We start from the raw sequence: 25,515 nt of genomic DNA, 5'->3' as shown, positions 1-25,515 counted from the left end.
TGATTATATTTTTAACCGCATCAGATCCCGCTTGTTGGCGGCTCTCTGGGGAAATTCTGTGATGACGCAACCTCTTTTTCTTGTTGGCCCCCGGGGGTGTGGTAAGACGACAACCGGTATGGCGCTGGCAAAGGCTATTGATTTCCAGTTCGTTGATACCGATCGCTGGTTGCAATCGCACGTGCAAATGACCGTGGCGGAAATCGTCGAAAGAGAAGGGTGGGAAGGGTTTCGTGCCCAGGAAACGACCGCTCTGCAGGCTGTCACAGCACCAGCAACGGTTGTTGCGACCGGCGGCGGTATTATTCTTACCGAATTTAACCGTCACTACATGCGCAGCCACGGCGTGGTTATCTATTTAAGCGCACCGGTATCGGTACTGGTTGATCGTCTGGAGGCGACGCCTGAAGAAGGATTACGACCGACCTTAACCGGCAAGCCGTTGACTGAAGAAGTGCAGGAAGTGCTCGCCCAGCGAGATGTTTTGTATCGCGAAGCCGCGCACTATATCGTTGATGCCACTAATGCGCCTGCGCAGGTGGTGGAAGACATTCTTGGGATACTGGCGCAGGCAGCGCCACGGTTGCAGGGCGGTGTCTATACTTAATGTTCATCCAGTGAAAAGGAAGAACTATGCCGACACAACCACCTTACCCACGTCAAGCGACCATTGTTACGGTTGAAAAAGGGACGCCAGGCCAGACGGTAACCTGGTATCAACTTCGAGCCGATCACCCTAAACCGAATTCGTTGATCAGTGAGCATCCTTCGGCTCAGGAAGCGATGGATGCTAAAAAACGCTACGAAGACCCCGATAAAACCTGATACGAAGACCGCCCTGGCACGAGTCTTAAAAGTGCCAGTCCGGGCGTGCATCACATTTTTTTAAATTTCGCTGTATACAGTAAAAATTGAAAATTAAACAATAACAATCCAGTACTGGAATGATCTGGAATCTTTACACAATACACCGCCGATCTACTGCTACGCTTTTGAGCATTTGTAGCACAGGTCAGCGCCCGGCACTTATCCGGGATTTCACAGCAAAGTAAGAAGACGGTGGAGCAACAAATGAGTACGTCGTTGGCTATCCTCACGATTGGCGTTGTGCCGATGTGTGAGATGTTACCGCTCCTGACGGAATATATTGATGAACAGCACATTACTCACCACAGTCTGCTGGGGCAGATGCAGCGAGAAGATGTGATGGCCGAGTACGGGGCTTCACCCGGTGACGAGCTGTTATTAACACTGCTTAGCGACCACCAACTTGCTCATGTCTCACGTCAGAAAGTGGAACGCTCGCTGCAAAGCATTGTGGAGGTTCTCGATAATCAGGGATTTGATGTGATCCTGCTGATGAGTACCGCCTCAATCACCCGTCTGACCGCCCGCAATAGCATCTTGTTGGAACCCATACGCATTATTCCCCCGTTAGTGGCTTCGATTGTCGAAGGGCATCAGGTTGGGGTCATAGTACCTGTTGCTGAATTGCTCAAAGCCCAGACACAAAAGTGGCAGGTGTTACAAACGCCACCAGTGTATGCCGTAGCTAATCCAGTAGAAGGTTCTGAACAACAGCTGATTGATGCCGGGAAATATCTCCTTGAGCAAGGCGCTGATGTTCTCATGCTGGACTGCCTGGGTTTTCATCAACGCCATCGTGATTTACTGCAAAAGTCGCTGGATGTCCCGGTTCTGCTGTCCAATGTGTTGATTGCCCGGCTAGCTTCGGAATTGCTGGCGTAATTTTGCGTGACAGGTGGAACGTCAGCCCCCTATATTGGTTCCTAACTTAATCACGAGATAGGGCCAGTTGTATGCTTCAAAGTAATGAATACTTTTCCGGCAAAGTAAAATCGATCGGTTTTACCAGCAGCAGTACTGGCCGCGCCAGTGTAGGCGTGATGGCTGAAGGTGAATATACCTTTGGTACTGCGGCGCCTGAAGAGATGACGGTGGTTAGTGGCGCACTGAACGTGCTGCTGCCAGGGGAAACCGAGTGGAAAGTCTATGCCGCAGGAGACGTGTTTAACGTACCGGGCAACAGTGAGTTTCATCTGCAAGTAGCAGAGCCAACATCCTATCTTTGCCGCTATTTGTAAGCGTAAAAATGACGAATGGCGATATTGTGTCGCCATTCGCTAAACAGGGCTAACGTTGCGCTTCGCCGCCTAATCCTTCCACCAGACTTTTAATCAGCGCCGCCAGTTCACCTGTCATCAGGATGAAATCGGCATCAAAACGCTGAGCATAATCTTCACGGTCGATATCTTCGTTCTGATCGCGCAGCTCATCGCTGAACTTCAGACGCTTAATGGAGCCGTCGTCACACATAACGAACTGAATACGCTGCTGCCAGTCGAGGGCCAACTTGGTGACCAGTTTGCCCGCCTCGATATGCACGGCGATTTCGTCGCAGACCAGATCCTGTTTTTTCGCGCGGATCACACCGCCGTCTTCAAGGATCGCTTTCAGTTCAGCTTCATCCAGTAACTGGAATCCTTGTGCTGTTGTGCCGGAGCGAACCCATTCGGTCAGCGTCAGCTCAATAGGGTTTTCCATCGTCAGCGGAACGACCGGCAGCGAACCGAGGCTTTTACGCAGCAGCGCCAGCGTATCTTCCGCTTTTTTCGCGCTTGCACAGTCGACCATGATCAGATCGTTGACGGTGTCGATCCACATCATTGTCTGGCTGAAGCGGCTAAAGGCGCGCGGCAGCAATGAGTGCAGAACTTCATCTTTCAGTGAGTCTTTTTCGGTCTTCTTGAGTTTGCGACCTTGCTCAGCTTCCAGTTTGAATATTTTGGCTTCCAGCGCCTGTTTGATAACCGGCGACGGCAGAATTTTTTCTTCTTTGCGGGCGCAGATAATAATTTGGCCATTGGCGGTATGCGTTAATGCATCGCTGTGCGATCCCATCGGCGGAACCCAGCCCATTTTTGCCATATCCTGGCTACCGCAAGGGGTGAACGTCATTGATGCCAGCTGTTTTTCCATCTCTTCGGCACGCAAAGAAACATCGCGGCTAAGACGGTAAACCATTAAATTTTTGAACCACAGCATGATAATTTCCACGGCCTTGTCGTTAAATCCAGCGGGCATGATAGCGAATTGTCGCTATGCTTGCATTGTTAATCGGGAAGAGGAGCAAACAGTGCGTATAGGTATCGATTTGGGCGGTACGAAAACGGAAGTTATTGCGCTTGGCGATGCGGGCGAACAGCTTTTTCGCCATCGCCTGCCCACGCCGCGTGATGATTATCGGCAAACGATAGAAACCATCGCCATGCTGGTGGAGATGGCGGAAAACGCCACCGGGCAGACGGGAACCGTGGGAATGGGCATTCCCGGTTCAATCTCGCCCTACACCGGGGTGGTAAAGAATGCCAACTCGACCTGGCTTAACGGGCAACCTTTTGACAAAGACCTGAGTTCGCGTCTGAATCGCGAAGTGCGGTTGGCAAATGATGCCAACTGTCTGGCGGTTTCTGAAGCGGTGGATGGGGCAGCGGCGGGGGCGCAAACCGTGTTTGCGGTGATTATCGGCACCGGATGTGGCGCAGGCGTGGCGCTGAATGGTCGGGCACACACGGGCGGTAACGGTACCGCAGGGGAGTGGGGGCATAATCCGCTGCCGTGGATGGACGAAGATGAGCTGCGTTATCGGCAGGAAGTCCCCTGTTATTGCGGCAAACAAGGCTGCATTGAAACCTTCATTTCCGGGACCGGTTTTGCCACCGACTACCAGCGCCTGAGCGGTAAGCCGCTCAAAGGCAGTGAAATTATCAGCCTTGTTAATGCGCAGGATACTCTTGCGGAGCAAGCGTTGAGCCGCTATGAGCTTCGTCTGGCGAAATCACTGGCACATGTGGTGAATATTCTCGATCCGGACGTCATTGTGCTGGGTGGCGGAATGAGCAATGTCGATCGACTGTATCAAAACGTTCCGACGTTGATGAAGCAATTTGTTTTTGGCGGCGAGTGTGAAACGCCTCTACGCCAGGCGTTGCACGGTGACTCCAGCGGCGTGCGCGGCGCGGCCTGGCTGTGGCCGCACGTATAAACGGTTGTTATGTCGCGGGTGCAACCTGTTGTTGCACGCCGCGCTTCAGGCGACCATAGAGCAGCAGCGAGGACATCGCAGAAAACGACAGCAGCGCAGCCGGCAGCGTCACGTAGTTGTAGGCAAATCCCAGCGTCAGCATCATGCCACCGCAGTACGCGCCAATCGCGCTGCCGAGATTGAAGGCAATTTGCCCGCCAGCCGCGCCCAGTAGTTCTCCCCCTTTAGCATTTTGCAGCAGCAAAATTTGCAACGGCGCCGACAGAGCAAACAGACCCGCGCAGCAAATGAAAGCGAAGGTCAGCGACGCGGCTTTGATGCCGCCAAAGGCAAAGAGCAGCAGCAGAGCCAGCACAATCACGAAGTCGGTTATTACCGCAATTCGCAGCGGCGTATAACGGCCTGACAGCCTACCGCTTAGCAGATTTCCTAACACCATTCCCAATCCCACCAGCATCATGATGAAGGTCATTAGCGCCTCGGAGAAGCCGGAGATATACATCATGTACGGTTTGACGTAGCTGAACCAGGCGAAAACCCCGGCGTTCCCAAACATGGTGGCGGAAAAAATGAACCATGGGGCGGGGCTTTTCAAAAAGTGAAATTGTTCGCGCAGTTTCCCTTTTACCTCATCGCTAATGTTGGGGACCCAAAAAGCGACCGAGACCATTACGGCGATATTAAAGACGGCTATCAGCAGAAACGTGTAGCGCCAGCTAAATTCCTGGCTCAGCCAGGTGCCGACGGGAATGCCAACCAGATTGGCAACGGTCATCCCCGAAATCATGCCCGCGACGGCGGCGGTGACTTTTCCTGGACGGGCTAGCTTCGACAGGATAATCGCGCCCACGCCGAAAAATGCGCCATGAGGGAAGCCGGAAACCAGCCTGCCCACCGCCAGCATAAAATACGAGGAAGAGAGGGTGAAGATGGCGTTGCCAATCACGCACAGGGTGACCAGAAACAGCAAAATATGTTTGAGCGAAAAGCGATTGGAAAAGAGCGCAATAATGGGCGCGCCAAGCACTACGCCAAAGGCGTAAAACGAAATCATATGGCCAGCGGCAGGAATGGAAATTCCCACGTCCCGCGCCAGCTCAGTGAGGACACCCATGATGCCAAACTCGGCCATGCCCAGCCCAAATGTTCCGAGCGCTAAAGAGAAAATGACTTTTTTCATACCACCTGCCAACAAGAAAGACGCAGGATATGCGTCATAGCGACGAACGTTCGCCGCCAATAGCGATAGCTTGCGGATAAGCGAAGTGGAATGCCATTTCATATCCGTCCCTGAGTATGCAATATTGTGCTACATAGCGTGCCGGATAGCGTTAGCGCTTATCCGGCCTGTGACACCACATTCGCTGGCCGATTACTCCACCGCAAACATTTTGTCGAGTTTGCTGTAGCCCAGACCGTTGATTTTTTTCACCTTGATCTGCACCGGAATGCGTTCTTTCATTGCTTCGACGTGGCTGATCACGCCAATGGTTTTACCGGTAGCGTTGAGCGCATCAAGCGCGTCCAGGGCGGTATCCAGCGTTTCACTGTCCAGCGTGCCGAAACCTTCGTCGAGGAACAGGGAGTCAATTCGGGTTTTGTGGCTGACCAGATCGGACAACGCCAGCGCCAGCGCCAGACTCACGAGGAAGCTCTCGCCGCCGGAAAGCGTACGCGTATCACGTACGGCATCGGCCTGCCAGGTATCAACCACTTCCAGCTCTAACGCTTCGCTGGCCTTGCGCTGCAACAAATAGCGACCGTGCAGACGGGTTAACTGGTTGTTGGCAAGCCAGACGAGGTTATCCAGCGTCAGCCCCTGGGCAAATTTGCGGAACTTATCTCCCTCTTTCGAGCCGATCAGTGCATTCAAATACCCCCAGTCTTCGACCTGCTGCGCGACTTTTTCAATCTCCTGCATCAGCGCCTGCTGCTGCTGGCGGTTTTCAGCATCTTGTTTGAGCTGCTGGCGAATTTCGCCCTGACGAGTAGTGTTATCGCGTAGCAGTTGGGTGAGCTGCGCCAGCGCGTCGTGCAGATGCTGCGCCGTCAGCGTGAGATCCACTTCTGTTGGTTGCTGCTGTTGATGAGCCGCCAGTGCCTGCTGGGCCTGATTAACCAGCGTTTGCGCCTGCTGTCGCTGGCCTTCCAGTGATTGCTTCAACTGCTCCAGGCGATTAAAGGTCTCTTCGTCCAGCAGGGCGGCAATAAAGGCGTCGCGATCGGCAAAGATGCTGGCCTGCAATGCGGCATCAAACTGCGCCTGGATTTCCGCGGCGCGCTGAACGTCCTGCGCCTCCTGCTGTTGCAAGGTTTGCCACTGTCCCTGTAAAGAGAGGCAATCGTCGTGCACCTGCCGCCAGTTTTCCAGCGACAAATCCTCAATGTTTTCAGAAAGCGCCTCGGTTTCAGGCAACGTTTCCAGCAGCGGCGCAAGCTGGGCAATCCGTGCCTGTAACTCGGTCAGTTCATTCTGACGCTGTTGCCACATTTGTGCTTCGTTCGCCCGTTCGCTTAGCCATGAGGCGACGTCATCCTCGGGTGGAAGGGCCAGACCATAGCGGGAAAGCTCGGCGGTTAGCGTCGCCTGGCGCTGGTCAATATGCAGCTGGAGCTGGGTAATCTGCTCGGTATGCGCGGTGATTTGCGCCTGCAGGGTATGACGCAGGCTCAACTGGTGAAGCTGTTGTTCGTGCTCTTCCTGAGCGGCCAGCCACGGGGCAATGTCATCCTGCGGTTGTAGCGTGACGTTGAGGCTGGCGGTGACGGTCAGCCACTCTTGAGTAAGTGCTTGCTCCTCCTGAGAAAGCGTCTGTGCTTCGCGTTCATCCCGCTGAAGTTGCTGGGTTATCGCCTCAAGCTGGCCGCGTAGCGTTGAACCCTCATCGGCCAGCGTTTTGACCTCTTTTTCCAGTGCCTCACGCCGCGTCTGATTCACGCTCAGTTCGAGCGTTTGATAGCGTTCAATCGCCGGATGTGCGGTGGAGCCGCATAGCGGGCAAGGCATGCCGGATTGCAACAATGCCCGTTGGCTTTCCAGATCTTTGATGCGGGCTTCTTGCTCGCAAATGACTCTCACATCAGTAAGTTGCTGATTTTTATCTTTATAGCGCTGACGTTTTTCGGCAAGCACCGCGTTGCGCTGGGTCAACTCTTGTTGATGCTGTACAAGCGTGGCGCGTAACTGTGCCAGTTGTTTTTGCTTCGGGGTGATTTGCCCGTGTAAATTGCTCAGCCGCTGGCGTAACGGACGAAGCTGCACATGTTGCGCCAGCGCATCCGTTACCTCCTGCGGCGAAAGGGTCAGCGCGGGAAGCGTTAGTGCATTGAGCTTACGCGTGTCGTTTTCTCGCAGCTGCTGCCATTGGCGTAGCTGGGTGCTGGCGTCGGACTGTTGGGCCAGCAGCGCTTTCCATCCTGCCAGTTCGCTACTCCATAAGCGGAAGCGATCATGCTCATTAAGCCAGTCGGTTAACGTCTGTTGTTCGGCTAGCATCAAGGTCGACTGCATTTTCGCCTGCTGACGAATACGCCCGCGCAGCGTTAAGCTGCTTTGTAAGCGAGCATTCACTTCCTGAATCTTCTGGCGCGTACGCTCGATGGTAGCCGTTTGTTCCTGAATTCGCTCCCAGTGCGGGCGTAACGCCCTGGCCGGCAGTGCCAGACTCAGTGCCGCCAACTGCGGCTGCGCGTCTTCTTGCGCCTGAAGCGCTGCCTGTAATGCCTGCTGGTGGCGGTTTATATCCGTTTGTAGCTCATTTTGCCGAATGAGCCAGTTGAGGTGCTGTTGCTGGGTTTGTTGGCTGGTAAGGTATTGTTTTTCTTCGTCAGTAAGTACCTGCAAACTTTCTGTCAGAGATTGCACCTGCTCTGGCGCTAACAGCGCCACGCCGCTGGCCTGGGCCTGCAGTTTTTCCAGCTCCGTACGCGCTGATTTGTGCTTTTCAAACACCATGGCGGAGATTTGACCGTAGATCTCAGTACCGGTTAACTCTTCGAGCAGCTCGGCGCGCTCTTTTGGTTTGGCATTGAGAAATGCGGCAAACTGGCCCTGAGAGAGCAGCATGGAACGGGTAAAACGGCCGTAATCCAGCCCGGTAAGCTCGGCGGTCATCTCCAGCTTGTCTTTGACTTTATCAGCGAGGATTTTACCGTCGGCGCAGCGGGCCAGCTCAACGCGCGGAACCTGCAGGTTGCCCTCTGGCTGATTACGCGCCCGGTTCTGGCTCCAGAATGCGCGGTAGGCTTCGCCCCGCACTTCAAATTCCACCTCGGCCAGACACTCCGCTGTGTCGCGGGTCATCAGGTCGTTTTGCGACTGTGACACAGTATTCAGGCGCGGCGTTTCGTGGTACAGCGCAAGGCAAATTGCGTCCAGCAGGGTGGTTTTCCCCGCGCCTGTGGGCCCGGTGATAGCGAACAGCCCGTTGCTGGCAAAAGGTTCTGCCGTGAAATCGACTTTCCATTCTCCCTTCAGGGAGTTGAGATTTTTCAGGCGCAGGCTGAGAATTTTCATGCTTCAGCCTCCCCGGCAAGCGTCTGTACGGTTGCGCTAAACAGCTGATTAAGCCGCTCGCGCTGCGGTTCTTCGAGTTCTTCCAGCGCCAGGCGGCGGTCAAAAACCTCCGCCACGCTCAGCTCGCTTAATGTTTCACGACGTTCATTGGCCATAATGCGTTCGCGCTGTTCGCGACTGCGGCGCACCAATAACACCTCTACCGGTAAATCTTCGGTCAAGGCCTGGATTTTACGCTGCATATCATGCAGATAGTCATCGGTGGTAATTTCAATATCCAGCCACACAGGCGGCTCTTGCTGTACGTTGCGCCACTGCTCAAGCTGGGCGGTAATGGCGGCGAGATCGCCTTTCAGTACCGCAAGCGGCTGGGTGACCGGTACGGTGAGATTCTCGACGGCGTTGAGTTTCCCTGCTTCAAAGCTCACCAGATGCACGCATTTGTTTTTGCCGCACTCGTCAAAACTGAGAGCGATCGGCGAGCCGCAGTAGCGAATATGCTCCGTGCCACCGATAACCTGCGCCCGGTGAATATGGCCCAGCGCGATGTAGTCCGCCGGAGGGAAGTTTTGTGCTGGGAAGGCGTCCAGCGTACCGATATAAATGTCACGGACGGCGTCACTTTTACTGGCGCCGACGGTGGTCAAATGCCCGGTCGCGATGATGGGCAGATTCTGATCACCACGCAGCGTGCAGGCATCCTGATACTGCTGCTGGTAATAGTCGGTGATGGCTGACAGCAAATGTTGCTGTTTTTCTTGCCCGGTTAGCCCGGCCTGGCTGGTAATAATGTCGCGTGGACGTAAAAAAGGAACCGGGCACAGAATTGCCCCCGGCGTGCCGTCACGTTGCGACAGTACCTGCGGCGCATGGCCGGCGCTGGCAACGACCGTGGTGTTGAGAAACGCCAGTATATCGCGGGATTCATTGAGTGTGGCGACGGAGTCGTGGTTGCCTGCCAGCACCACCAGATGACACCCGGTTTGCTGTAAATTAACGACAAAACGGTTATACAGCTCACGGGCGTAGCTTGGCGGTGAGCCGGTATCGAAAATATCACCCGCCACAATAATGGCATCCACCTGATGGGATTGTGCCGTTTCCAGCAGCCAGTCGAGAAAGGCCTGATGTTCAGCGGCGCGGCTCTTGCTGTAGAAATTTTGGCCCAGATGCCAGTCAGACGTGTGAAGGATGCGCATAAGAGTTCCATGACGATAAAACAGTGGTGGGGATTATAACCTTTCAAGGACGGTAATATCTTGTCTCCGGGCTGTCATAATTCGCCGGGCTGCGTTAAACCTGGGCTATCTTTTCATAAATCTGTCATAAAACTGACGCATAATGGCACCGTATTGATGGCAAACGATTTAATTATAAACAGGGCAAATCATGGCGAGACGTATTCTGGTCGTAGAAGATGAAGCTCCAATTCGTGAAATGGTCTGCTTCGTGCTCGAGCAAAACGGTTTTCAACCCGTAGAAGCCGAAGACTATGACAGTGCTGTGAACCAACTCAATGAACCCTGGCCGGATCTCGTCCTGCTTGACTGGATGCTTCCCGGCGGCTCGGGTCTGCAATTTATTAAACATCTCAAGCGCGAAGCCATGACGCGGGATATCCCCGTGATGATGCTGACGGCGAGAGGTGAAGAGGAAGACCGCGTCCGGGGGCTGGAAACCGGTGCGGATGATTATATTACCAAGCCGTTTTCTCCCAAGGAGCTGGTGGCGCGTATTAAAGCGGTTCTGCGTCGTATTTCACCGATGGCGGTGGAAGAGGTTATTGAGATGCAGGGGCTAAGCCTTGATCCGACCTCGCATCGCGTGATGACCGGCGAGGATCCGCTGGATATGGGGCCGACCGAATTCAAACTGTTGCACTTCTTTATGACCCACCCTGAGCGCGTCTACAGCCGTGAACAACTCCTCAATCATGTCTGGGGAACCAATGTCTACGTGGAAGACCGGACAGTGGATGTGCATATCCGCCGCTTACGTAAAGCGCTGGAGCACAGCGGACACGATCGAATGGTGCAGACAGTTCGCGGGACGGGATATCGTTTTTCGACCCGCTTCTGACTGACAAGAATCAGGGCCTGATGGATTAGGCCGTTTATGGAGTAAGACGTTTGCTAGAACGATTGTCATGGAAAAGGTTGGTACTGGAGCTGATCCTGTGCTGCATACCGGCATTTATCCTTAGCGCTTTTTTCGGTTACCTGCCCTGGTTTTTACTGGCGTCGGTAACGGGCCTGCTTATCTGGCATTTCTGGAATCTATTACGTTTGTCCTGGTGGCTATGGGTCGACAGAAGCATGACGCCGCCGCCGGGGCGAGGCAGTTGGGAGCCGTTGTTATATGGGCTGCATCAAATGCAGCTGCGCAACAAAAAACGCCGTCGAGAACTGGGTAACCTGATCAAACGTTTTCGCAGCGGGGCGGAATCACTACCCGACGCGGTGGTATTGACCACCGAAGAAGGCGGTATCTTCTGGTGTAACGGACTGGCTCAGCAGGTTCTGGGACTGCGCTGGCCGGACGATAGCGGGCAAAATATTCTTAACCTGCTGCGATACCCGGAATTCACACAATATCTGAAAACGCGCGACTTTAGCCGGCCTATCAATCTGGTGCTCAATACCGGACGGCATCTGGAAATTCGCGTGATGCCCTACACGGATAAGCAACTGCTGATGGTGGCGCGCGACGTTACCCAGATGCACCAACTGGAAGGTTCACGGCGAAACTTTTTCGCCAACGCCAGCCATGAGCTGCGCACACCGCTGACGGTGCTGCAAGGTTATCTGGAAATGATGCAGGAGCATCCGCTGGAAGGGACAACGCGCGAAAAAGCGCTGCATACCATGCGCGAACAAACGTACCGTATGGAAGGCCTGGTGAAGCAGCTGCTGACGCTGTCAAAAATTGAAGCTGCTCCGACGTTGCAACTGAATGAGAAAGTCGATGTGCCCATGATGCTGCGCGTGATCGAGCACGAAGCGCAAACCCTGAGCCAGCATAAACATACGTTTACCTTTGATGTCGATAACAGCCTGAACGTGCGGGGCAACGAGGAGCAGTTGCGTAGCGCTATCTCGAATCTCGTGTACAACGCGGTGAACCACACACCAGCGGGAACGCACATTACCGTACGCTGGCAGCATGTGGTCTCGGGGGCGGAATTTTGTGTGGAAGACAACGGTCCAGGCATTGCCGCCGAGCATATTCCACGTTTGACCGAGCGTTTTTATCGGGTAGATAAGGCGCGATCGCGGCAAACGGGCGGTAGCGGGTTGGGCCTTGCCATCGTGAAACATGCGCTGCATCATCACGACAGCCGTTTGAATATCGAAAGCGAACCAGGCAAAGGGACGCGATTTAGTTTCGTGATCCCGGAACGTTTGATTGCCAAAAGTAACGGTTAAAGCACATTCGTAAGATTATCTTTCCAAAAGCCAGCACAAGCTGGCTTTTTCTATGCGGTCAATATATGACTCCTGAATTTTACGACGTTTGATTGTTTTTTGTTCGAACTATTACCCATACCTTTTTCCATGAAATGGTGTTTTGTGCTAACCCCATTTTTCATATCGCTATATTGTTCTGGTTTTTGGATCCCACCTTGCTTTAAAACGTTATAAGCGTTTAAATTGCGCTCCAGATGCTGTCATACCGACTGCATTTACGCGGTAAATCGAAAAACTATTCTTCGCCGCGCCAGGTCGGGAGTGTTTCCCGCTGGAATTGAGCAAAAATGCCGCTGTATTGTCCCCCAGGGAAAGGCAAAAATTTACTATTTTCAACACCACATCCACAGGCAGTAAGACTTTATGACCCATCAGTTAAAATCGCGCGATATTATCGCTTTGGGATTTATGACATTTGCACTGTTCGTTGGTGCAGGAAACATCATCTTCCCCCCAATGGTTGGTTTGCAGGCAGGTGAACACGTCTGGACTGCGGCTTTTGGCTTTTTGATTACCGCCGTTGGCCTGCCGGTACTTACCGTTGTCGCGCTGGCGAAAGTCGGTGGTGGTGTGGACCGACTGAGCACACCTATCGGTAAAGTTGCTGGTCTGCTACTGGCGACTGTTTGCTATCTGGCCGTTGGGCCGTTATTTGCTACCCCGCGTACCGCGACGGTCTCTTTCGAAGTCGGGATTGCACCGCTGACCGGAGACTCTGCGCTGCCGCTGTTTATCTATAGCGTTATCTATTTCGCGATTGTGATTCTGGTTTCGCTGTATCCGGGCAAACTGCTGGATACGGTGGGTAATTTCCTGGCGCCGCTGAAAATCCTGGCGCTGGTTGTTCTGTCTGTCGCCGCAATCGTCTGGCCAGCAGGCCCGATCAGTAATGCGATGGAAGCCTACCAAACTGCGGCATTTTCTAATGGCTTCGTGAACGGGTATCTGACCATGGATACGCTGGGCGCGATGGTGTTTGGTATTGTTATCGTTAACGCCGCTCGCTCGCGTGGTGTTACTGAAGCACGTCTGCTGACCCGTTACACCGTTTGGGCGGGTTTAATGGCGGGTGTGGGCTTAACGCTGCTGTATCTCGCGCTGTTCCGTCTGGGTTCAGATAGCGCGATTCTGGTCGATCAGTCTGCTAACGGCGCGGCGATTCTGCATGCGTATGTTCAGCACACCTTTGGCGGTGCAGGAAGCTTCCTGCTGGCGGCGCTGATTTTCATCGCCTGTCTGGTCACCGCGGTTGGCTTGACCTGTGCGTGCGCAGAGTTCTTTGCCCAGTACGTTCCACTGTCTTATCGTACGCTGGTATTTATCCTCGGCGGCTTCTCGATGGTGGTTTCTAACCTGGGTCTGAGCCATCTGATTCAGATCTCTATTCCGGTGCTGACGGCTATCTATCCGCCATGTATCGCACTGGTTGTATTAAGCTTTACCCGCTCATGGTGGCATAATTCTTCCCGCGTCATTGCACCTGCGATGTTTATCAGCCTGATTTTTGGTATCCTTGATGGCATTAAAGCTTCTGCAATTGGCGACGTGTTACCGGCCTGGACCCAGCGTTTACCGCTGGCGGAGCAGGGGCTGGCGTGGTTGATGCCAACAGTCGTGATGGTGGTCCTGGCAGTTATCTGGGATCGCGCCGCGGGTCGACAAGTGACCTCCAGCGCACACTAATATCACTGACAATAAGTTTTAACCACGGGGCTATTAACATGGCCCCGTGGTTTTTTTATTGTGTTAACAGGTTAGGAATCGATGGAAAGTAATAACAAGCTAAAGCGTGGGCTGAGCACCCGGCACATCCGCTTTATGGCATTAGGTTCAGCAATTGGTACCGGGCTGTTCTATGGCTCGGCCGATGCCATCAAAATGGCGGGGCCAAGCGTGTTGCTGGCCTATATTATCGGCGGCGTAGCGGCGTATATTATTATGCGCGCGCTGGGCGAAATGTCTGTTCATAACCCTGCAGCCAGCTCCTTCTCGCGCTATGCGCAGGAAAACCTCGGACCGCTGGCAGGCTATATCACCGGCTGGACCTATTGTTTTGAAATCCTGATTGTCGCCATTGCCGATGTGACTGCCTTTGGTATTTACATGGGCGTCTGGTTCCCGGCCGTACCGCACTGGATTTGGGTACTCAGCGTAGTGCTGATTATCTGCGCCATCAACCTGATGAGCGTGAAGGTGTTTGGCGAGCTGGAGTTCTGGTTCTCGTTCTTCAAAGTCGCCACCATTATCATCATGATTGTCGCTGGTTTCGGTATCATCATTTGGGGGATTGGCAACGGCGGGCAACCGACCGGTATCCATAACTTATGGAGCAACGGTGGCTTCTTCAGCAACGGCTGGCTCGGCATGGTGATGTCGCTGCAAATGGTGATGTTCGCTTACGGCGGGATTGAGATTATCGGGATTACCGCAGGCGAAGCCAAAGACCCGGAAAAATCTATTCCGCGCGCTATCAATTCCGTACCAATGCGTATCCTGGTGTTTTATGTGGGGACGTTGTTCGTCATTATGTCTATCTACCCGTGGAACCAGGTGGGTACCGACGGTAGCCCGTTCGTTATGACGTTCCAGCATATGGGCATTACCTTTGCTGCCGGGATCCTCAACTTTGTGGTTCTGACTGCGTCGCTGTCGGCAATTAACTCTGACGTCTTCGGTGTGGGACGTATGCTACACGGCATGGCGGAGCAGGGCAGTGCCCCAAAAATGTTTGCCAAGACGTCGCGTCGTGGCGTGCCGTGGGTTACGGTGATGGTGATGACCATCGCGCTGCTGTTTGCGGTTTATCTTAACTACATCATGCCGGAAAACGTCTTCCTGGTGATCGCCTCTTTGGCAACGTTCGCCACGGTTTGGGTGTGGATTATGATCCTGCTGTCGCAGATTGCTTTCCGTCGTCGTCTGCCGCCAGAAGAGGTCAAAGCGCTGAAATTTAAAGTACCGGGTGGGGTAACGACGACCATTGTTGGCCTGATTTTCCTGGTCTTTATCATCGCGCTTATCGGCTATCATCCGGATACCCGCATTTCGCTGTATGTCGGCTTTGCGTGGATTGTCCTGCTGCTGCTCGGCTGGGGATTCAAGCGCCGTCGCGAGCGCCAACTGGCTGAAGCACAGTAATATTTTTGCCGGGTAGCTTTGCGTTACCCGGCAATTTTCTCCTCCCCCGAACTCCTCCCCCAATAAACGTTAAGATGATGAGTGATCCTGCACTTCGCTATGGCAAGGTGACGTCATTATCATCAAAGGGGATACGTGATGTTGAACGCCTGGCACCTTCCGGTTGCCCCATTTGTTAAGCAAAACAAAGATCAACTGACGATTACATTATGGCTGGCGGGGGAAAATCCACCCCAGCGGGTGACGCTACGCGCAGAAAACGATAACGAAGAGATTTCGCTGGCTATGCACAAGCAGCGCAGCCAGCCGCAGCCGGGTGTGACCGCGTGGCGAGCGGCGATTGATCTCTCCAGCGGGCAGCCTCGTCGACGCTATAGCTTTAAATTACTTTGGCTCGATCGTCAGTTGTGGTTCACCCCACAGGGATTCAGCCGTTTTCCGCCTGCGCGTCTGGAGCAGTTTGCCGTCGATGTGCCGGATAACGGTCCGCAGTGGGTCGCTGACCAGGTCTTTTACCAAATTTTCCCGGACCGTTTTGCCCGCAGCCAGTCGCGTGAAGCGGGCCAGGATAACGTCTATTATCACCACGCGGCCGGGCACGACATCGTGCGGCGCGAATGGGACGAACCGCTTACGGCTCAGGCCGGTGGCTCCACGTTCTATGGCGGCGATATGGACGGCATCAGCGAAAAGCTACCGTACCTGAAAACGTTAGGGGTCACGGCGCTGTACCTGAATCCTGTGTTTACCGCGCCGAGCGTGCATAAATACGATACCGAAGATTACCGTCATGTTGATCCGCAATTTGGCGGCGACACGGCGCTGCTACGCCTGCGGCACAACACCCAACAGCAGGGCATGCGCTTGATTCTGGACGGTGTTTTTAACCATAGCGGCGATTCGCACGCCTGGTTTGACCGGCATAGTAGGGGAACGGATGGGGCGTGCCATAACCCAGAATCCCCCTGGCGCGACTGGTATCATTTCTCAGCCGACGGCGTTGCGCTCGACTGGCTGGGGTATTCCAGCTTGCCCAAGCTGGACTTTTCTTCGGAAAGCCTAGTAAATGAAATTTATCGCGGCGAAGACAGTATCGTCCGTCACTGGCTGAAAGCGCCGTGGAGTATGGACGGCTGGCGTCTTGATGTGGTGCACATGCTGGGAGAAGCAGGAGGCGCACGTAACAACCTACAACACGTGGCCGGCATTACGCAGGCGGCAAAAGAAACCCAGCCAGAGGCGTATGTGGTGGGTGAACATTTTGGCGATGCTCGCCAGTGGTTGCAGGCCGACGCGGAAGATGCCGCCATGAACTATCGCGGCTTTACTTTCCCTCTCTGGGGATTCCTCGCCAATACCGATATTTCATACGACCCACAATCTATTGACGCTCAGACCTGTATGGCGTGGATGGATAACTACCGCGCGGGGTTGTCGCATCAACAGCAATTGCGCATGTTTAACCAGCTCGACAGCCACGATACCGCTCGCTTTAAGTCTCTGCTCGGTAAAGACGTCGCACGTTTACCGCTGGCGGTGGTGTGGCTATTTACCTGGCCTGGCGTGCCCTGTATTTACTACGGCGACGAAGTGGGGCTGGATGGCAACAACGATCCGTTTTGCCGCAAACCTTTCCCATGGCAGCCTGAAAAACAGGACGCTAACCTGCTGGCGTTGTACCAGCGGCTGGCAAAATTACGCCACCAGAGCCAGGCGCTACGCCACGGTGGTTGTCAGGTGATTTACGCCGAGGATAACGTGGTGGTGTTTGTACGGGTGCTAAACCGCCAGCGCGTGTTAGTGGCGATTAACCGTGGCCAGGCTTGTGAAGTGGTCCTGCCAGCCTCGCCATTACTGAGCGTGAGTCATTGGCAGCACAAAGAGGGCACAGGTGTGCTTGCCGACGATATCCTGACGTTGCCGGCGATTTCCGCCTCTGTATGGTCAGGTCATTGATATAAGTGCGCAATCGCCGGGCTTGCCAGCAGCGCGTCTCGCCACCAGCGCTGCGCCAGCCCATCACGGTTATTACGCCATGCCATATAGGCCACGTCTTTTTGGCGAAATGAGATAACTGTTTTTTCCACCAGCTCGCCCGTAGCAAGCCACGGGCTGGCAATATGGCGGGGGAGAAATCCGCAGCCCATGCCGGCTCGCAGTAGCATCACTTTACTGTGGAAGTCATCGACACGGATCTGCGCCTGCTCCTCCAGCAGATTGGTTTGTAACGGATGGCAGAAGCGGGCGCTGTCGCTGATAACAATCGCCCGATGCAGGCACAACTGCTCGTTGGTCAGGCCATCAGGTGCTGCGGCCAGCGGATGCTCAGGTGCCACGACAAATACATTGTCCAATGTACCGAGCATTTTGTAGGACCAGGCCGCTGACGTTGGTGGTTCATTAATCGCCCCCAGAATAATATCTGCTCCATTATGGGTCAGCTCCTCCCAGGAACCCGCCAGCGTATGATGGGTAAAACTGAGGCGGGTTTGCTTATTCAGCGCGTGAAATTCATCGATAATGGGTAACAGCGAGGCGAAAGGAAAGGAGTCGTCCAGCGCAATCGCCAGCTCTTTTTCCCAGCCTGAACTCAGCTGTACCGCCTGTTTTTCGAGATCTTTTGCCGCACTTAGCAATAAACGTCCCTTTTCCAGCATCATCTGTCCGGTGTCGGTAAATTTAGCCCGGTGTCCGGAACGGTCAAGCAACTCGATATTCAGGTCGCTTTCCAGCTTTTGAATCATATAGCTGAGTGCCGCAGGCGTTTTAAACAGCGATTCGGCCGCCGCGGCAAATGAACCCTGTTTGTCGAGTGCGTCGAGAATAAGCAAAACATCCAGATTAATGCGCATAGGCAGAAAAGATCCTGAAAATTAAACCCTTCTGTTGTACCGAATGAAGAAAAACAATGCCAGTGAATAAATTAGATGAATCATGCGCATTTTTTTGATGTTGTTTAGGATATATCGCAACACAGAATTAATAGTTTCACAGGATGGTAAGTTTTCTTTAATAACTCGTTAGAAATTTCCCGCTATACTCAACAAGCTTTCTGATTCAGGATCCTGCTGCTGACGGCAGATACAGACCGTTGCCTTTTAACTTATTGATTAAGAAGGTGTGATATGTCTATTCGGGAACTGATTGACCCTCAAAACTCTACGCTTATTTTTATTGATCATCAGCCGCAAATGTCATTTGGTGTAGCGAATATCGATCGCCAGACTTTAAAAAATAATACCGTGGCATTAGCGAAAGCCGGGAAAATATTCAATGTTCCGGTGATTTATACTTCTGTAGAAACGAAAAGTTTTAGCGGATATATCTGGCCAGAACTGTTAGCGGTTCATCCTGATGTAAAACTCATTGAACGCACCTCAATGAACTCCTGGGAAGATGCGGCGTTTGTGAAGGCCGTGGAAGCGACTGGGCGCAAAAAACTGATTATCTCCGCGCTGTGGACCGAAGTCTGCCTGACTTTCCCGGCACTGATGGCGCTGGAAGCGGGTTATGAAGTATATGTGGTGACCGACACTTCCGGCGGCACGTCCGTGGATGCCCATGAGCGTTCTATCGATCGCATGGTACAGGCTGGTGCCGTACCCGTAACCTGGCAACAGGTTCTTCTTGAGTACCAGCGCGACTGGTCTCGCAAAGAAACCTACGACGCCGTCATGGATCTGGTACGCGAGCACAGCGGTGCCTACGGTATGGGCGTGGATTATGCCTATACCATGGTGCATGGCGCGCCAGAACGTAAAGCCTAAATACACGTCATTCTTCATGTTGCATCTTTGTTGGCTTCGCTTGCGTACCCCAGTCACTGACTTATGTAAGCTCCCGGGGATCCACAACCTTGCCGCCTCGATGCACCATGAATGATTTTGTGTATTGCTTTCCTGGCCTAAGCGGCCTGTTTCCTCTCAACAAGGAATCCTTCATGGCGCAGAACAAACATGTGACGTTGGTGATTACCCACACCCTGCTGCCTGAGCAGGCGCAGCGGTATGAGCAATGGCTGGGGAAAATTATGCCGGTGGCGGCCGAGTTTCCCGGTCATCTCGGGGCGAACGTGATTCGCCCTGCGGATGGCGACAACCTGTGGAATATCATTATTCGCTTCGACACGCTTGAGCATCTGTATAACTGGACCCAGTCCGATACGCGCCGTGTGCTGGTGGAAGAGATTGCCCCACTGCTGGCGGAAGGTGATAAAACCGAAATTCGTACCGAAGCGGCATTCTGGTTTACGCCACCAGCGCCCCATGTACGCCAGCCCAAACGCTGGAAACAGTTTCTGATAACCCTGCTGGTGATATTTCCTAGCACCAATCTGGTGCCGTGGTTGACCGGCATTGTGCTGCCTGCAATGAAGGGCTCGTTACTCCTGCATCTCATCAATGATGCCTGTGTGGTTGCGCTGGTGGTCTGGTTCTGGATGCCCATCGTAACCCGTCTGTTTGCCGGATGGCTGAAAAAAGCCTGACCGGTATCTCAGGAGATTGTTATGTCGCAAACTGCCACACTGATTCTGACTCACGGAAAAATTCATACTCTCGATAGGCAACGCCCGCAGGTCGAGGCGGTGGCGATTGCCAACGGAAAGATCCTGGCGACTGGTAGCCACGAGCAGGTAATGAGCTTTGCTGCCGAAGGGACGCAGGTTGTCGATCTGCAAGGACATACGGTGATCCCGGGCCTGAACGATTCGCACCTGCACCTTATTCGTGGTGGACTGAATTACAACCTGGAATTACGTTGGGAAGGCGTGCCGTCGCTGGCGGACGCCCTACGTATGCTCAAAGACCAGGCGGACAGAACGCCGTCGCCGCAATGGGTACGCGTGGTGGGCGGCTGGAGCGAATTCCAGTTTGCCGAACGTCGCATGCCAACCCTGGAAGAACTGAATGAAGCTGCTCCGGATACCCCGGTTTTTGTTCTGCATCTCTACGACCGGGCTTTGCTGAACCGCGCTGCGCTGAAAGCCGTTGGCTACACCAAAGCGACGCCGGATCCGGCGGGCGGTGAGATTGTGCGTGATAGCAACGGCAACCCGACCGGGATGTTGATCGCTAAACCAAACGCCATGATCCTTTATTCGACGCTGGCAAAAGGACCCAAACTGCCGCTGGAAATGCAGGTTAACTCGACCCGCCAGTTTATGCGTGAACTGAACCGCCTGGGGCTGACCAGCGCCATCGATGCGGGCGGCGGCTTCCAGAACTATCCGGAAGATTACGAGATCATTGAGCAGTTACACGCCAACAAGCAGATGACGGTGCGTATTGCCTACAACCTGTTTACCCAGCGTCCAAAACAGGAACTGGAAGACTTTGAACGTTGGACCGATATGCTCAAACCGGGGCAGGGGACCGACTTCTACCGCGCCAATGGGGCCGGGGAAATGCTGGTTTTTTCGGCAGCGGATTTTGAAGATTTTCTCCAGCCGCGCCCGGACTTGCCGGAGGGTATGGAAGATGAGCTGGAGCGCGTGGTGCGACACCTGGTGGAGCACCGCTGGCCGTTCCGCCTGCACGCCACCTACGATGAATCTATCAGCCGCATGTTGGACGTGTTTGAGAAGGTGAATCGTGATATCCCGTTCAATGGCCTGCACTGGTTCTTCGATCATGCCGAAACCATTACTGAACGGAATATCGAGCGCGTTAAAGCGCTGGGCGGCGGGATTGCTGTTCAGCACCGAATGGCGTTCCAGGGCGAATATTTTGTCGATCGTTATGGCAAAGATGCGGTCAAACACACGCCGCCGGTGGCGAAAATGCTGGCGGCTGAAGTTCCGGTAGGGCTGGGGACTGACGCCACCCGTGTGGCTAGCTACAACCCGTGGACCGCGCTCTACTGGCTGGTTTCGGGCCGCACCGTTGGCGGTATGGCGATGTACGATGATAACAACCGCTTGCCGCGCGACGTGGCGCTGGAACTGTGGACCGCTGGCAGCGCCTGGTTCTCCAGTGAGCAGGGTAAGAAAGGGCGAATCGAGAAAGATCAACTGGCCGACCTGGTGGTGCTGTCTAAAGATTACTTCAACGTGGCGGAAGAAGAGATCAAAGGCATTGAGTCAGTGATGACCATTGTCGATGGCAAAGTCGTGTATGCGGCAGGGCATTTCACCCCGCTGGCACCACCAGCCATCCCGGTTGTGCCGGACTGGTCGCCGGTGGTGAAGGTGCCGGGGCACTATCGCTCAGCGCCGCCTGCTGCGGCTAAAATTGGCGCAATGGTGCAGATGCATCAGTGCTGTGGTAGCTGTGGCGTACACGGTCATCAGCATGATATTGCGCGTCAATCAGGCATTCCGGTGTCAGATGACCGGGCTTTCTGGGGGGCGCTTGGCTGTTCCTGTTTCGCGTTCTGACTGTAACGTTTTTAATGCCGGATGGTGACGCTTTGCGTCTTATCCGGCCAACAAAGAATCGCAACTTCGATAAGTTAGATAATCCTTGTAAGCCTGCTATGCTGAGTGCCATCAGGCAATGGGGTTCATACATCTGCATTTCGCTTTGCTACAGCCAATTGTCTACGGTTGCCACAAAACCATCTTCCTAAAGGTCGCTATGCCATTCTTACTACGGCGTAAAGCCGGGGCCGTGTAATCTTCTCTATCCGCACCAACATAGTTATATTTTCAATGTAAGAATGTAGTTCTTATGATTATTTGTATTGTTTGTAAAGTGTAAATTTTATTTTTTATTATTGGCTATCAAAGCTTGATTGCATAATTAAATCAATCAAAATATGAAGGTAGCTCACACAATATTACTAACCATAAGTTAAAATAATGCGTGATTAATTACAATAATGAGTTGTTATTAATTAAATGAATATTATTGGTGACGCGTTTAGTTGGGTAGTAAAGCATTTGTAATTGTAATTGTAATTGTAATTGTAATTGTAATTGTAGGAGCTGAAATGCCAGTAAATGATATATCTTTAGGAAAAACCAGAAGATCAAATGACAATGGTGAACCCAATGTTGTTCATGTTGCAATTTCACGACCTATTCGATATGACGTGATGATAGCCTATGGTGGACACGGTGGTGCCGAGATGTTGAAAGCGGCGGAATTCAAGAAAAAGCGGCTTGAATCTAAGTATCCCAAAGGTGAAGTAAAAGGACCGATGATCTTCAAGAGTTTGGCCGACTTCGAAAAAATTTGGACCGCGATATTCTATGATATTTGCAAGCTAAATAAATCAGGTCAACCTAAATATGATTTGTGTGAAATTCATATTTTTGCTCACAGCAATCCAGATAGGATATCAATTAAGAAGGGGGAGCATATTACGGCTGAGGTGGTTGAATCTCTTGAAAATTTAATCTGGAATCCTGAAAAGGGTTATTTGGTATTACATAGTTGCCGATCTGGTCGATATGAAAGTGATGATTTAGATCAGCGTAGTGGTGGGGAGTGTATTGCTCGCGCATTTTCCAGACATGAATCATCAGCATATGTTATTGGCCAAATGGTTTATGCGTCATTTAACTATGGCCCCGGATTGGAAGACTGCAAATATAGAAAAACAGTGAATGATTATGTAGCAATAGATTTGTTTGGAAAGCAAGAGCTATTATTATGGGGCTATAAATCCGGAAGTAAAGTGAAGAAACGATTTTCAAATGATAGAGAGTATGAAAGCTTAGTTGATGGTCAGATCTGGCCATGCAGAAAATATCGAAATGGTGAGAAGTTAGATAGGACCGTTACCAGTGATGTGTTTAACTATGATGATTTGAATTTTGTTTGAATGTTCTGGATGTTGATAAATTATATCATTCATAGCGACTAAAGGAAATTTATATGGATTATGTCATCGCGGCCGCATTACTTCCGCAAGATAAGTTATGGACAGTTGAGTATTCATGGAAAATGGTAGAGGCTATAACACCAGAAATACCACAAATTGAGGATGAAACAGAACTTATTGAATTGATTCGTCATGCCTGGTTGTGGGATAAAAATGCTATGATTCAGTATGCCAGAATTCAGAAAGAAGTTGGTGACGATGATGTTTTAGATGATTTCATCAGGAGCAATGCTCACAGATTAGTGAGTTATGATGGTTTGTCTCTTCGACGGCCTGATGTATTTAATATGAATTATAGTGAATTTATCACCCGACTAGCTGATTTACAGTATCCCTTGGCGAGCAGGCTTGCTGCTAATGGCCTTTTATGGAGTGCGGGTGAGACAAATTCGACCTTCAACCCGTTAGCACAAGATGTACGAAAAAGGTTGATTCGTTATACTCGTTACGCCATAAAGGGAGGCTATCATATCCATTCTTATCTGGCTGATTGCATTTTATTTCCTTCCGGTTTTTCGTATAAAGATAGTAATAATAAGCAGCTAAATTCTCTGGAAAACAGAATAGATAATTTAACAAGAGAAGAGCTTGAAGATAGTTTTTCTGCTTATAAGGTGAGTGGAATTCACGGTTCTCAGTATGCACAAATAAGATTGAGTGAGTTTTATTTTTATGGTGTTAGCGTTAAACGAGATATTGAAATGGCATATGCATGGTCTATGATTGCTAACGATTCCTTTATCTATTTTAATAAAGAAGGTTACAAAAGACATGCTTCGGAAAGATATAAAGAAAATATTCTGAATGAATATAACAACGTTAACTTAAAAAATCTGATTCCGCTACAAATGACGAAAATAGAGATAGAGAGAAGTGTCGCGCTGGCGTCAAAAATCAAAGAAACGTTGGTTGAGGATGACTACTATTCCTGGGAGGTTCAAATGGATGCGGTTCCGCCGGCGCCTTGATGTTCAACGTTTGGTTTGTACCTGTATGCGATTATTCATCGGCCGTATAATGAGACAACAAGTGTCTGCTCGCGTAGGGCCAATACGCGCAGCGCCATCGGGCATTCCGAGTTCTGACATCAGAAAAAGGCCCGCACTAGCGGGCCTTTTGTCGATTCATGCCAATTACAGGCTGGAAACGTTCTCGGTCAGGTATTTTGCTACGCCGTCCGGAGACGCGTTCATACCTTCTTTACCTTTTTCCCACTGTGCCGGGCATACGTCGCCGTGCTCTTCGTGGAACTGCAGCGCGTCAACCATGCGCAGCATTTCGTCGATGTTGCGGCCCAGCGGCAGATCGTTAACCACCTGGTGGCGAACAACGCCGTTAGCGTCGATCAGGAAAGAACCGCGCAGAGCAACGCCAGCTTCCGGGTGCTCGATGCCGTAGGCTTTCTGGATTTCGCGTTTGATGTCAGCAACCATTGCGTATTTCACTGCACCGATGCCGCCTTTGTCGACAGGGGTGTTACGCCATGCGTTGTGGACAAATTCAGAGTCGAAGGAAACGCCAACAACTTCAACGCCGCGCTTCTGGAATTCTTCGTAACGTTTGTCGAATGCGATCAGTTCAGACGGGCAAACGAAGGTGAAGTCCATCGGCCAGAAGAACAGAACGGTAGTTTTACCGTTGGTATGCTGTTTGAAGTTGAAGTTTTCAACGATCTCACCGCTACCCAGTACCGCAGCTGCTGTGAAATCCGGAGCCTGACGAGTTACCAGTACCATATAATTCTCCTGCAATGTTAAGGGGTTTTTGGAACGCAACGCGGGCCAGTATAGAGAGTGTTCGTGAATAAGACAAAGAGGCGCTGGCAATCAATGAGACAGGTTTTGTCTATCAATCTTTTGCCGGATGACGGCTACGGCTTATCCGGCGGGGAATGCGGGTTGCAATCAAAGGGTTTTACGCCGCGCCTGGTCCATCATTTGCGGATAAAACTGCCAGAATCGTTCTTCTAACGCATCGTAATGCGTATTGAGGTCATACCATGAGTCGCGTAGGGCATCGAGCCGTGGACGGCGGCTGGCCATGCCGTTCAGGACGTTCTGGATAAAATCCATGTCCCGGTAGCGCTCAAGCCATTTCTCTGACCATATATAGTTATTCAGATTGATAAAGCGTGGCGGCGATTCCGGCAAAATAGTGGTTACCTGGGCACGGGCATAGCGCACAAAGTCCGTCAGCGGGAAGTCAGGGGAGATCTCCGACCAGTGGCGCGACAGAAAATGATCCCACATGACATCCAGCGTAATCGGCGCGACGCGGCGCGTTTCGCTACGAAACCATTCTTTGGCTTCACGCACCTGCGGCAGGTTATCTGTCATCACGTCGATACGACGATGCATGAAGATGCCTTCTACCACATCAGGCGAGTAGTGCGTTTCCGGATTACCCCGGACAAAATCGGCCAGCAGATTGCCGGAAAGCGAACTGTCGGCAAGGTGAGCGAGATGCAAATGTGCAAGAAAATTCATAGTTAAATGTTTATC

22 protein-coding genes are annotated in these 25,515 nt (G+C 52.3%); 15 read left to right on the top strand and 7 right to left on the bottom strand.

Going from position 1 to position 25,515, the window contains the following annotated elements; all coding sequences use genetic code 11:
* Positions 1-61: 61 nt before the first annotated feature.
* The 4 genes from aroL (at position 62) to ppnP (ending at position 2,105) form a co-directional block, all read left to right on the top strand.
* Positions 62-607: a shikimate kinase AroL gene (gene aroL, locus OGV57_RS15650; RefSeq protein ID WP_003836009.1), complete on the top strand. Its 546-nt coding sequence runs from the start codon at positions 62-64 to the stop codon at positions 605-607.
* 26 nt (positions 608-633) lie between these two features.
* Positions 634-825 carry a protein YaiA gene (yaiA, locus tag OGV57_RS15645; RefSeq protein WP_003021472.1) on the top strand — a complete coding sequence of 64 codons (192 nt, stop codon included), beginning with the start codon at positions 634-636 and terminating at the stop codon, positions 823-825.
* Between the two features lie 246 nt (positions 826-1,071).
* On the top strand, positions 1,072-1,749 hold the full coding sequence (locus OGV57_RS15640) for an AroM family protein (protein WP_003830963.1): 678 nt from the start codon (positions 1,072-1,074) through the stop codon (positions 1,747-1,749).
* 71 nt (positions 1,750-1,820) lie between these two features.
* Positions 1,821-2,105, top strand: a complete 285-nt coding sequence (ppnP, locus tag OGV57_RS15635; RefSeq protein WP_003021477.1) for a pyrimidine/purine nucleoside phosphorylase — start codon at positions 1,821-1,823, stop codon at positions 2,103-2,105.
* 49 nt (positions 2,106-2,154) lie between these two features.
* On the opposite strand, the gene rdgC is transcribed toward ppnP, so the two are convergent.
* Positions 2,155-3,066: a recombination-associated protein RdgC gene (rdgC, locus tag OGV57_RS15630; protein WP_003021479.1), complete on the bottom strand. Its 912-nt coding sequence runs from the start codon at positions 3,064-3,066 to the stop codon at positions 2,155-2,157.
* A 91-nt stretch (positions 3,067-3,157) separates the two neighbouring features.
* Between rdgC and mak the strand changes: the two genes are divergently transcribed.
* The gene (gene mak / locus OGV57_RS15625; RefSeq protein ID WP_054528140.1) at positions 3,158-4,066 is read left to right on the top strand and encodes a fructokinase; all 909 of its coding nucleotides are present in this window, start codon (positions 3,158-3,160) and stop codon (positions 4,064-4,066) included.
* Positions 4,067-4,073: 7 nt separating this feature from the next.
* Here mak and araJ read toward each other — a convergent pair whose 3' ends face one another.
* From araJ to sbcD, 3 genes are all read right to left on the bottom strand, one after another.
* On the bottom strand, positions 4,074-5,246 hold the full coding sequence (gene araJ, locus OGV57_RS15620) for an MFS transporter AraJ (protein WP_054528673.1): 1,173 nt from the start codon (positions 5,244-5,246) through the stop codon (positions 4,074-4,076).
* A 192-nt stretch (positions 5,247-5,438) separates the two neighbouring features.
* A complete protein-coding gene (gene sbcC / locus OGV57_RS15615) occupies positions 5,439-8,582 on the bottom strand; it encodes an exonuclease subunit SbcC (protein WP_054528141.1) in 3,144 nt (1,047 codons plus the stop codon).
* Positions 8,579-9,781: an exonuclease subunit SbcD gene (sbcD, locus tag OGV57_RS15610; RefSeq protein ID WP_016149691.1), complete on the bottom strand. Its 1,203-nt coding sequence runs from the start codon at positions 9,779-9,781 to the stop codon at positions 8,579-8,581. Before sbcD ends, sbcC begins: the two co-directional genes overlap by 4 nt.
* A gap of 190 nt (positions 9,782-9,971) precedes the next feature.
* Between sbcD and phoB the strand changes: the two genes are divergently transcribed.
* The 5 genes from phoB to malZ all read left to right on the top strand — a co-directional run bounded on the left by phoB (position 9,972) and on the right by malZ (position 17,143).
* Positions 9,972-10,661, top strand: a complete 690-nt coding sequence (phoB, locus tag OGV57_RS15605) for a phosphate response regulator transcription factor PhoB (RefSeq protein WP_003021496.1) — start codon at positions 9,972-9,974, stop codon at positions 10,659-10,661.
* Positions 10,662-10,711: 50 nt separating this feature from the next.
* A complete protein-coding gene (gene phoR, locus OGV57_RS15600; protein WP_003021498.1) occupies positions 10,712-12,007 on the top strand; it encodes a phosphate regulon sensor histidine kinase PhoR in 1,296 nt (431 codons plus the stop codon).
* A 405-nt stretch (positions 12,008-12,412) separates the two neighbouring features.
* Positions 12,413-13,732 carry a branched-chain amino acid transporter carrier protein BrnQ gene (gene brnQ, locus OGV57_RS15595; RefSeq protein ID WP_003021501.1) on the top strand — a complete coding sequence of 440 codons (1,320 nt, stop codon included), beginning with the start codon at positions 12,413-12,415 and terminating at the stop codon, positions 13,730-13,732.
* Positions 13,733-13,813: 81 nt separating this feature from the next.
* Positions 13,814-15,187 (top strand): proline-specific permease ProY, encoded by a 1,374-nt coding sequence (proY, locus tag OGV57_RS15590; protein WP_054528142.1) that lies wholly within the window; start codon positions 13,814-13,816, stop codon positions 15,185-15,187.
* 138 nt (positions 15,188-15,325) lie between these two features.
* Positions 15,326-17,143, top strand: a complete 1,818-nt coding sequence (malZ, locus tag OGV57_RS15585; protein ID WP_054528143.1) for a maltodextrin glucosidase — start codon at positions 15,326-15,328, stop codon at positions 17,141-17,143.
* Here the strand turns inward: malZ and OGV57_RS15580 are convergent.
* Positions 17,137-18,039 (bottom strand): LysR family transcriptional regulator, encoded by a 903-nt coding sequence (locus OGV57_RS15580; RefSeq protein WP_049002390.1) that lies wholly within the window; start codon positions 18,037-18,039, stop codon positions 17,137-17,139. The two genes, malZ and OGV57_RS15580, sit on opposite strands and share 7 nt — an antisense overlap.
* Positions 18,040-18,312: 273 nt before the next feature.
* Here OGV57_RS15580 and OGV57_RS15575 point away from each other — a divergent pair, with 273 nt between their 5' ends.
* The 5 genes from OGV57_RS15575 (at position 18,313) to OGV57_RS15555 (ending at position 23,982) form a co-directional block, all read left to right on the top strand.
* Positions 18,313-18,954 (top strand): hydrolase, encoded by a 642-nt coding sequence (locus OGV57_RS15575; protein ID WP_054528144.1) that lies wholly within the window; start codon positions 18,313-18,315, stop codon positions 18,952-18,954.
* A gap of 173 nt (positions 18,955-19,127) precedes the next feature.
* Complete coding sequence (locus OGV57_RS15570; RefSeq protein ID WP_003835991.1) at positions 19,128-19,673, top strand: antibiotic biosynthesis monooxygenase; 546 nt, start codon at positions 19,128-19,130, stop codon at positions 19,671-19,673.
* Positions 19,674-19,694: 21 nt separating this feature from the next.
* The gene (locus OGV57_RS15565; RefSeq protein ID WP_230132419.1) at positions 19,695-21,563 is read left to right on the top strand and encodes an amidohydrolase; all 1,869 of its coding nucleotides are present in this window, start codon (positions 19,695-19,697) and stop codon (positions 21,561-21,563) included.
* Between the two features lie 554 nt (positions 21,564-22,117).
* Positions 22,118-22,954, top strand: coding sequence for a hypothetical protein (locus OGV57_RS15560; RefSeq protein ID WP_044712861.1), 837 nt, complete (start codon positions 22,118-22,120; stop codon positions 22,952-22,954).
* A gap of 53 nt (positions 22,955-23,007) precedes the next feature.
* On the top strand, positions 23,008-23,982 hold the full coding sequence (locus tag OGV57_RS15555; RefSeq protein ID WP_048233177.1) for an SEL1-like repeat protein: 975 nt from the start codon (positions 23,008-23,010) through the stop codon (positions 23,980-23,982).
* Positions 23,983-24,147: 165 nt separating this feature from the next.
* Here the strand turns inward: OGV57_RS15555 and OGV57_RS15550 are convergent, their stop codons facing one another.
* Together OGV57_RS15550 and acpH are read right to left on the bottom strand one after the other, a co-directional pair.
* Positions 24,148-24,750 carry a peroxiredoxin gene (locus OGV57_RS15550; RefSeq protein ID WP_003021524.1) on the bottom strand — a complete coding sequence of 201 codons (603 nt, stop codon included), beginning with the start codon at positions 24,748-24,750 and terminating at the stop codon, positions 24,148-24,150.
* 168 nt (positions 24,751-24,918) lie between these two features.
* Complete coding sequence (gene acpH / locus OGV57_RS15545; RefSeq protein WP_054528146.1) at positions 24,919-25,500, bottom strand: ACP phosphodiesterase; 582 nt, start codon at positions 25,498-25,500, stop codon at positions 24,919-24,921.
* Positions 25,501-25,515 lie beyond the last annotated feature (15 nt).

This window comes from Citrobacter sp. Cf087, assembly GCF_030334285.1.
In the GTDB taxonomy this organism is placed as follows: Bacteria; Pseudomonadota; Gammaproteobacteria; order Enterobacterales; family Enterobacteriaceae; genus Citrobacter; species Citrobacter freundii.
The sequence above is the reverse complement of the archived record's forward strand: the minus strand, read 5'-3'. Positions and strand labels throughout refer to the sequence as shown.

Bases quoted from the DNA above. Each gene is read 5' to 3' on its own strand.
- phoB (WP_003021496.1), top strand. From the start codon at position 9,972: ATGGCGAGACGTATTCTGGTCGTAGAAGATGAAGCTCCAATTCGTGAA.
- rdgC (WP_003021479.1), bottom strand. From the start codon at position 3,066: ATGCTGTGGTTCAAAAATTTAATGGTTTACCGTCTTAGCCGCGATGTT.
- OGV57_RS15565 (WP_230132419.1), top strand. From the start codon at position 19,695: ATGTCGCAAACTGCCACACTGATTCTGACTCACGGAAAAATTCATACT.
- OGV57_RS15570 (WP_003835991.1), top strand. From the start codon at position 19,128: ATGGCGCAGAACAAACATGTGACGTTGGTGATTACCCACACCCTGCTG.
- OGV57_RS15560 (WP_044712861.1), top strand. From the start codon at position 22,118: ATGCCAGTAAATGATATATCTTTAGGAAAAACCAGAAGATCAAATGAC.
- OGV57_RS15580 (WP_049002390.1), bottom strand. From the start codon at position 18,039: ATGCGCATTAATCTGGATGTTTTGCTTATTCTCGACGCACTCGACAAA.
- sbcC (WP_054528141.1), bottom strand. From the start codon at position 8,582: ATGAAAATTCTCAGCCTGCGCCTGAAAAATCTCAACTCCCTGAAGGGA.
- OGV57_RS15555 (WP_048233177.1), top strand. From the start codon at position 23,008: ATGGATTATGTCATCGCGGCCGCATTACTTCCGCAAGATAAGTTATGG.
- ppnP (WP_003021477.1), top strand. From the start codon at position 1,821: ATGCTTCAAAGTAATGAATACTTTTCCGGCAAAGTAAAATCGATCGGT.
- sbcD (WP_016149691.1), bottom strand. From the start codon at position 9,781: ATGCGCATCCTTCACACGTCTGACTGGCATCTGGGCCAAAATTTCTAC.
- araJ (WP_054528673.1), bottom strand. From the start codon at position 5,246: ATGAAAAAAGTCATTTTCTCTTTAGCGCTCGGAACATTTGGGCTGGGC.
- OGV57_RS15575 (WP_054528144.1), top strand. From the start codon at position 18,313: ATGTCTATTCGGGAACTGATTGACCCTCAAAACTCTACGCTTATTTTT.
- aroL (WP_003836009.1), top strand. From the start codon at position 62: ATGACGCAACCTCTTTTTCTTGTTGGCCCCCGGGGGTGTGGTAAGACG.
- acpH (WP_054528146.1), bottom strand. From the start codon at position 25,500: ATGAATTTTCTTGCACATTTGCATCTCGCTCACCTTGCCGACAGTTCG.
- brnQ (WP_003021501.1), top strand. From the start codon at position 12,413: ATGACCCATCAGTTAAAATCGCGCGATATTATCGCTTTGGGATTTATG.
- proY (WP_054528142.1), top strand. From the start codon at position 13,814: ATGGAAAGTAATAACAAGCTAAAGCGTGGGCTGAGCACCCGGCACATC.
- yaiA (WP_003021472.1), top strand. From the start codon at position 634: ATGCCGACACAACCACCTTACCCACGTCAAGCGACCATTGTTACGGTT.
- malZ (WP_054528143.1), top strand. From the start codon at position 15,326: ATGTTGAACGCCTGGCACCTTCCGGTTGCCCCATTTGTTAAGCAAAAC.
- OGV57_RS15640 (WP_003830963.1), top strand. From the start codon at position 1,072: ATGAGTACGTCGTTGGCTATCCTCACGATTGGCGTTGTGCCGATGTGT.
- OGV57_RS15550 (WP_003021524.1), bottom strand. From the start codon at position 24,750: ATGGTACTGGTAACTCGTCAGGCTCCGGATTTCACAGCAGCTGCGGTA.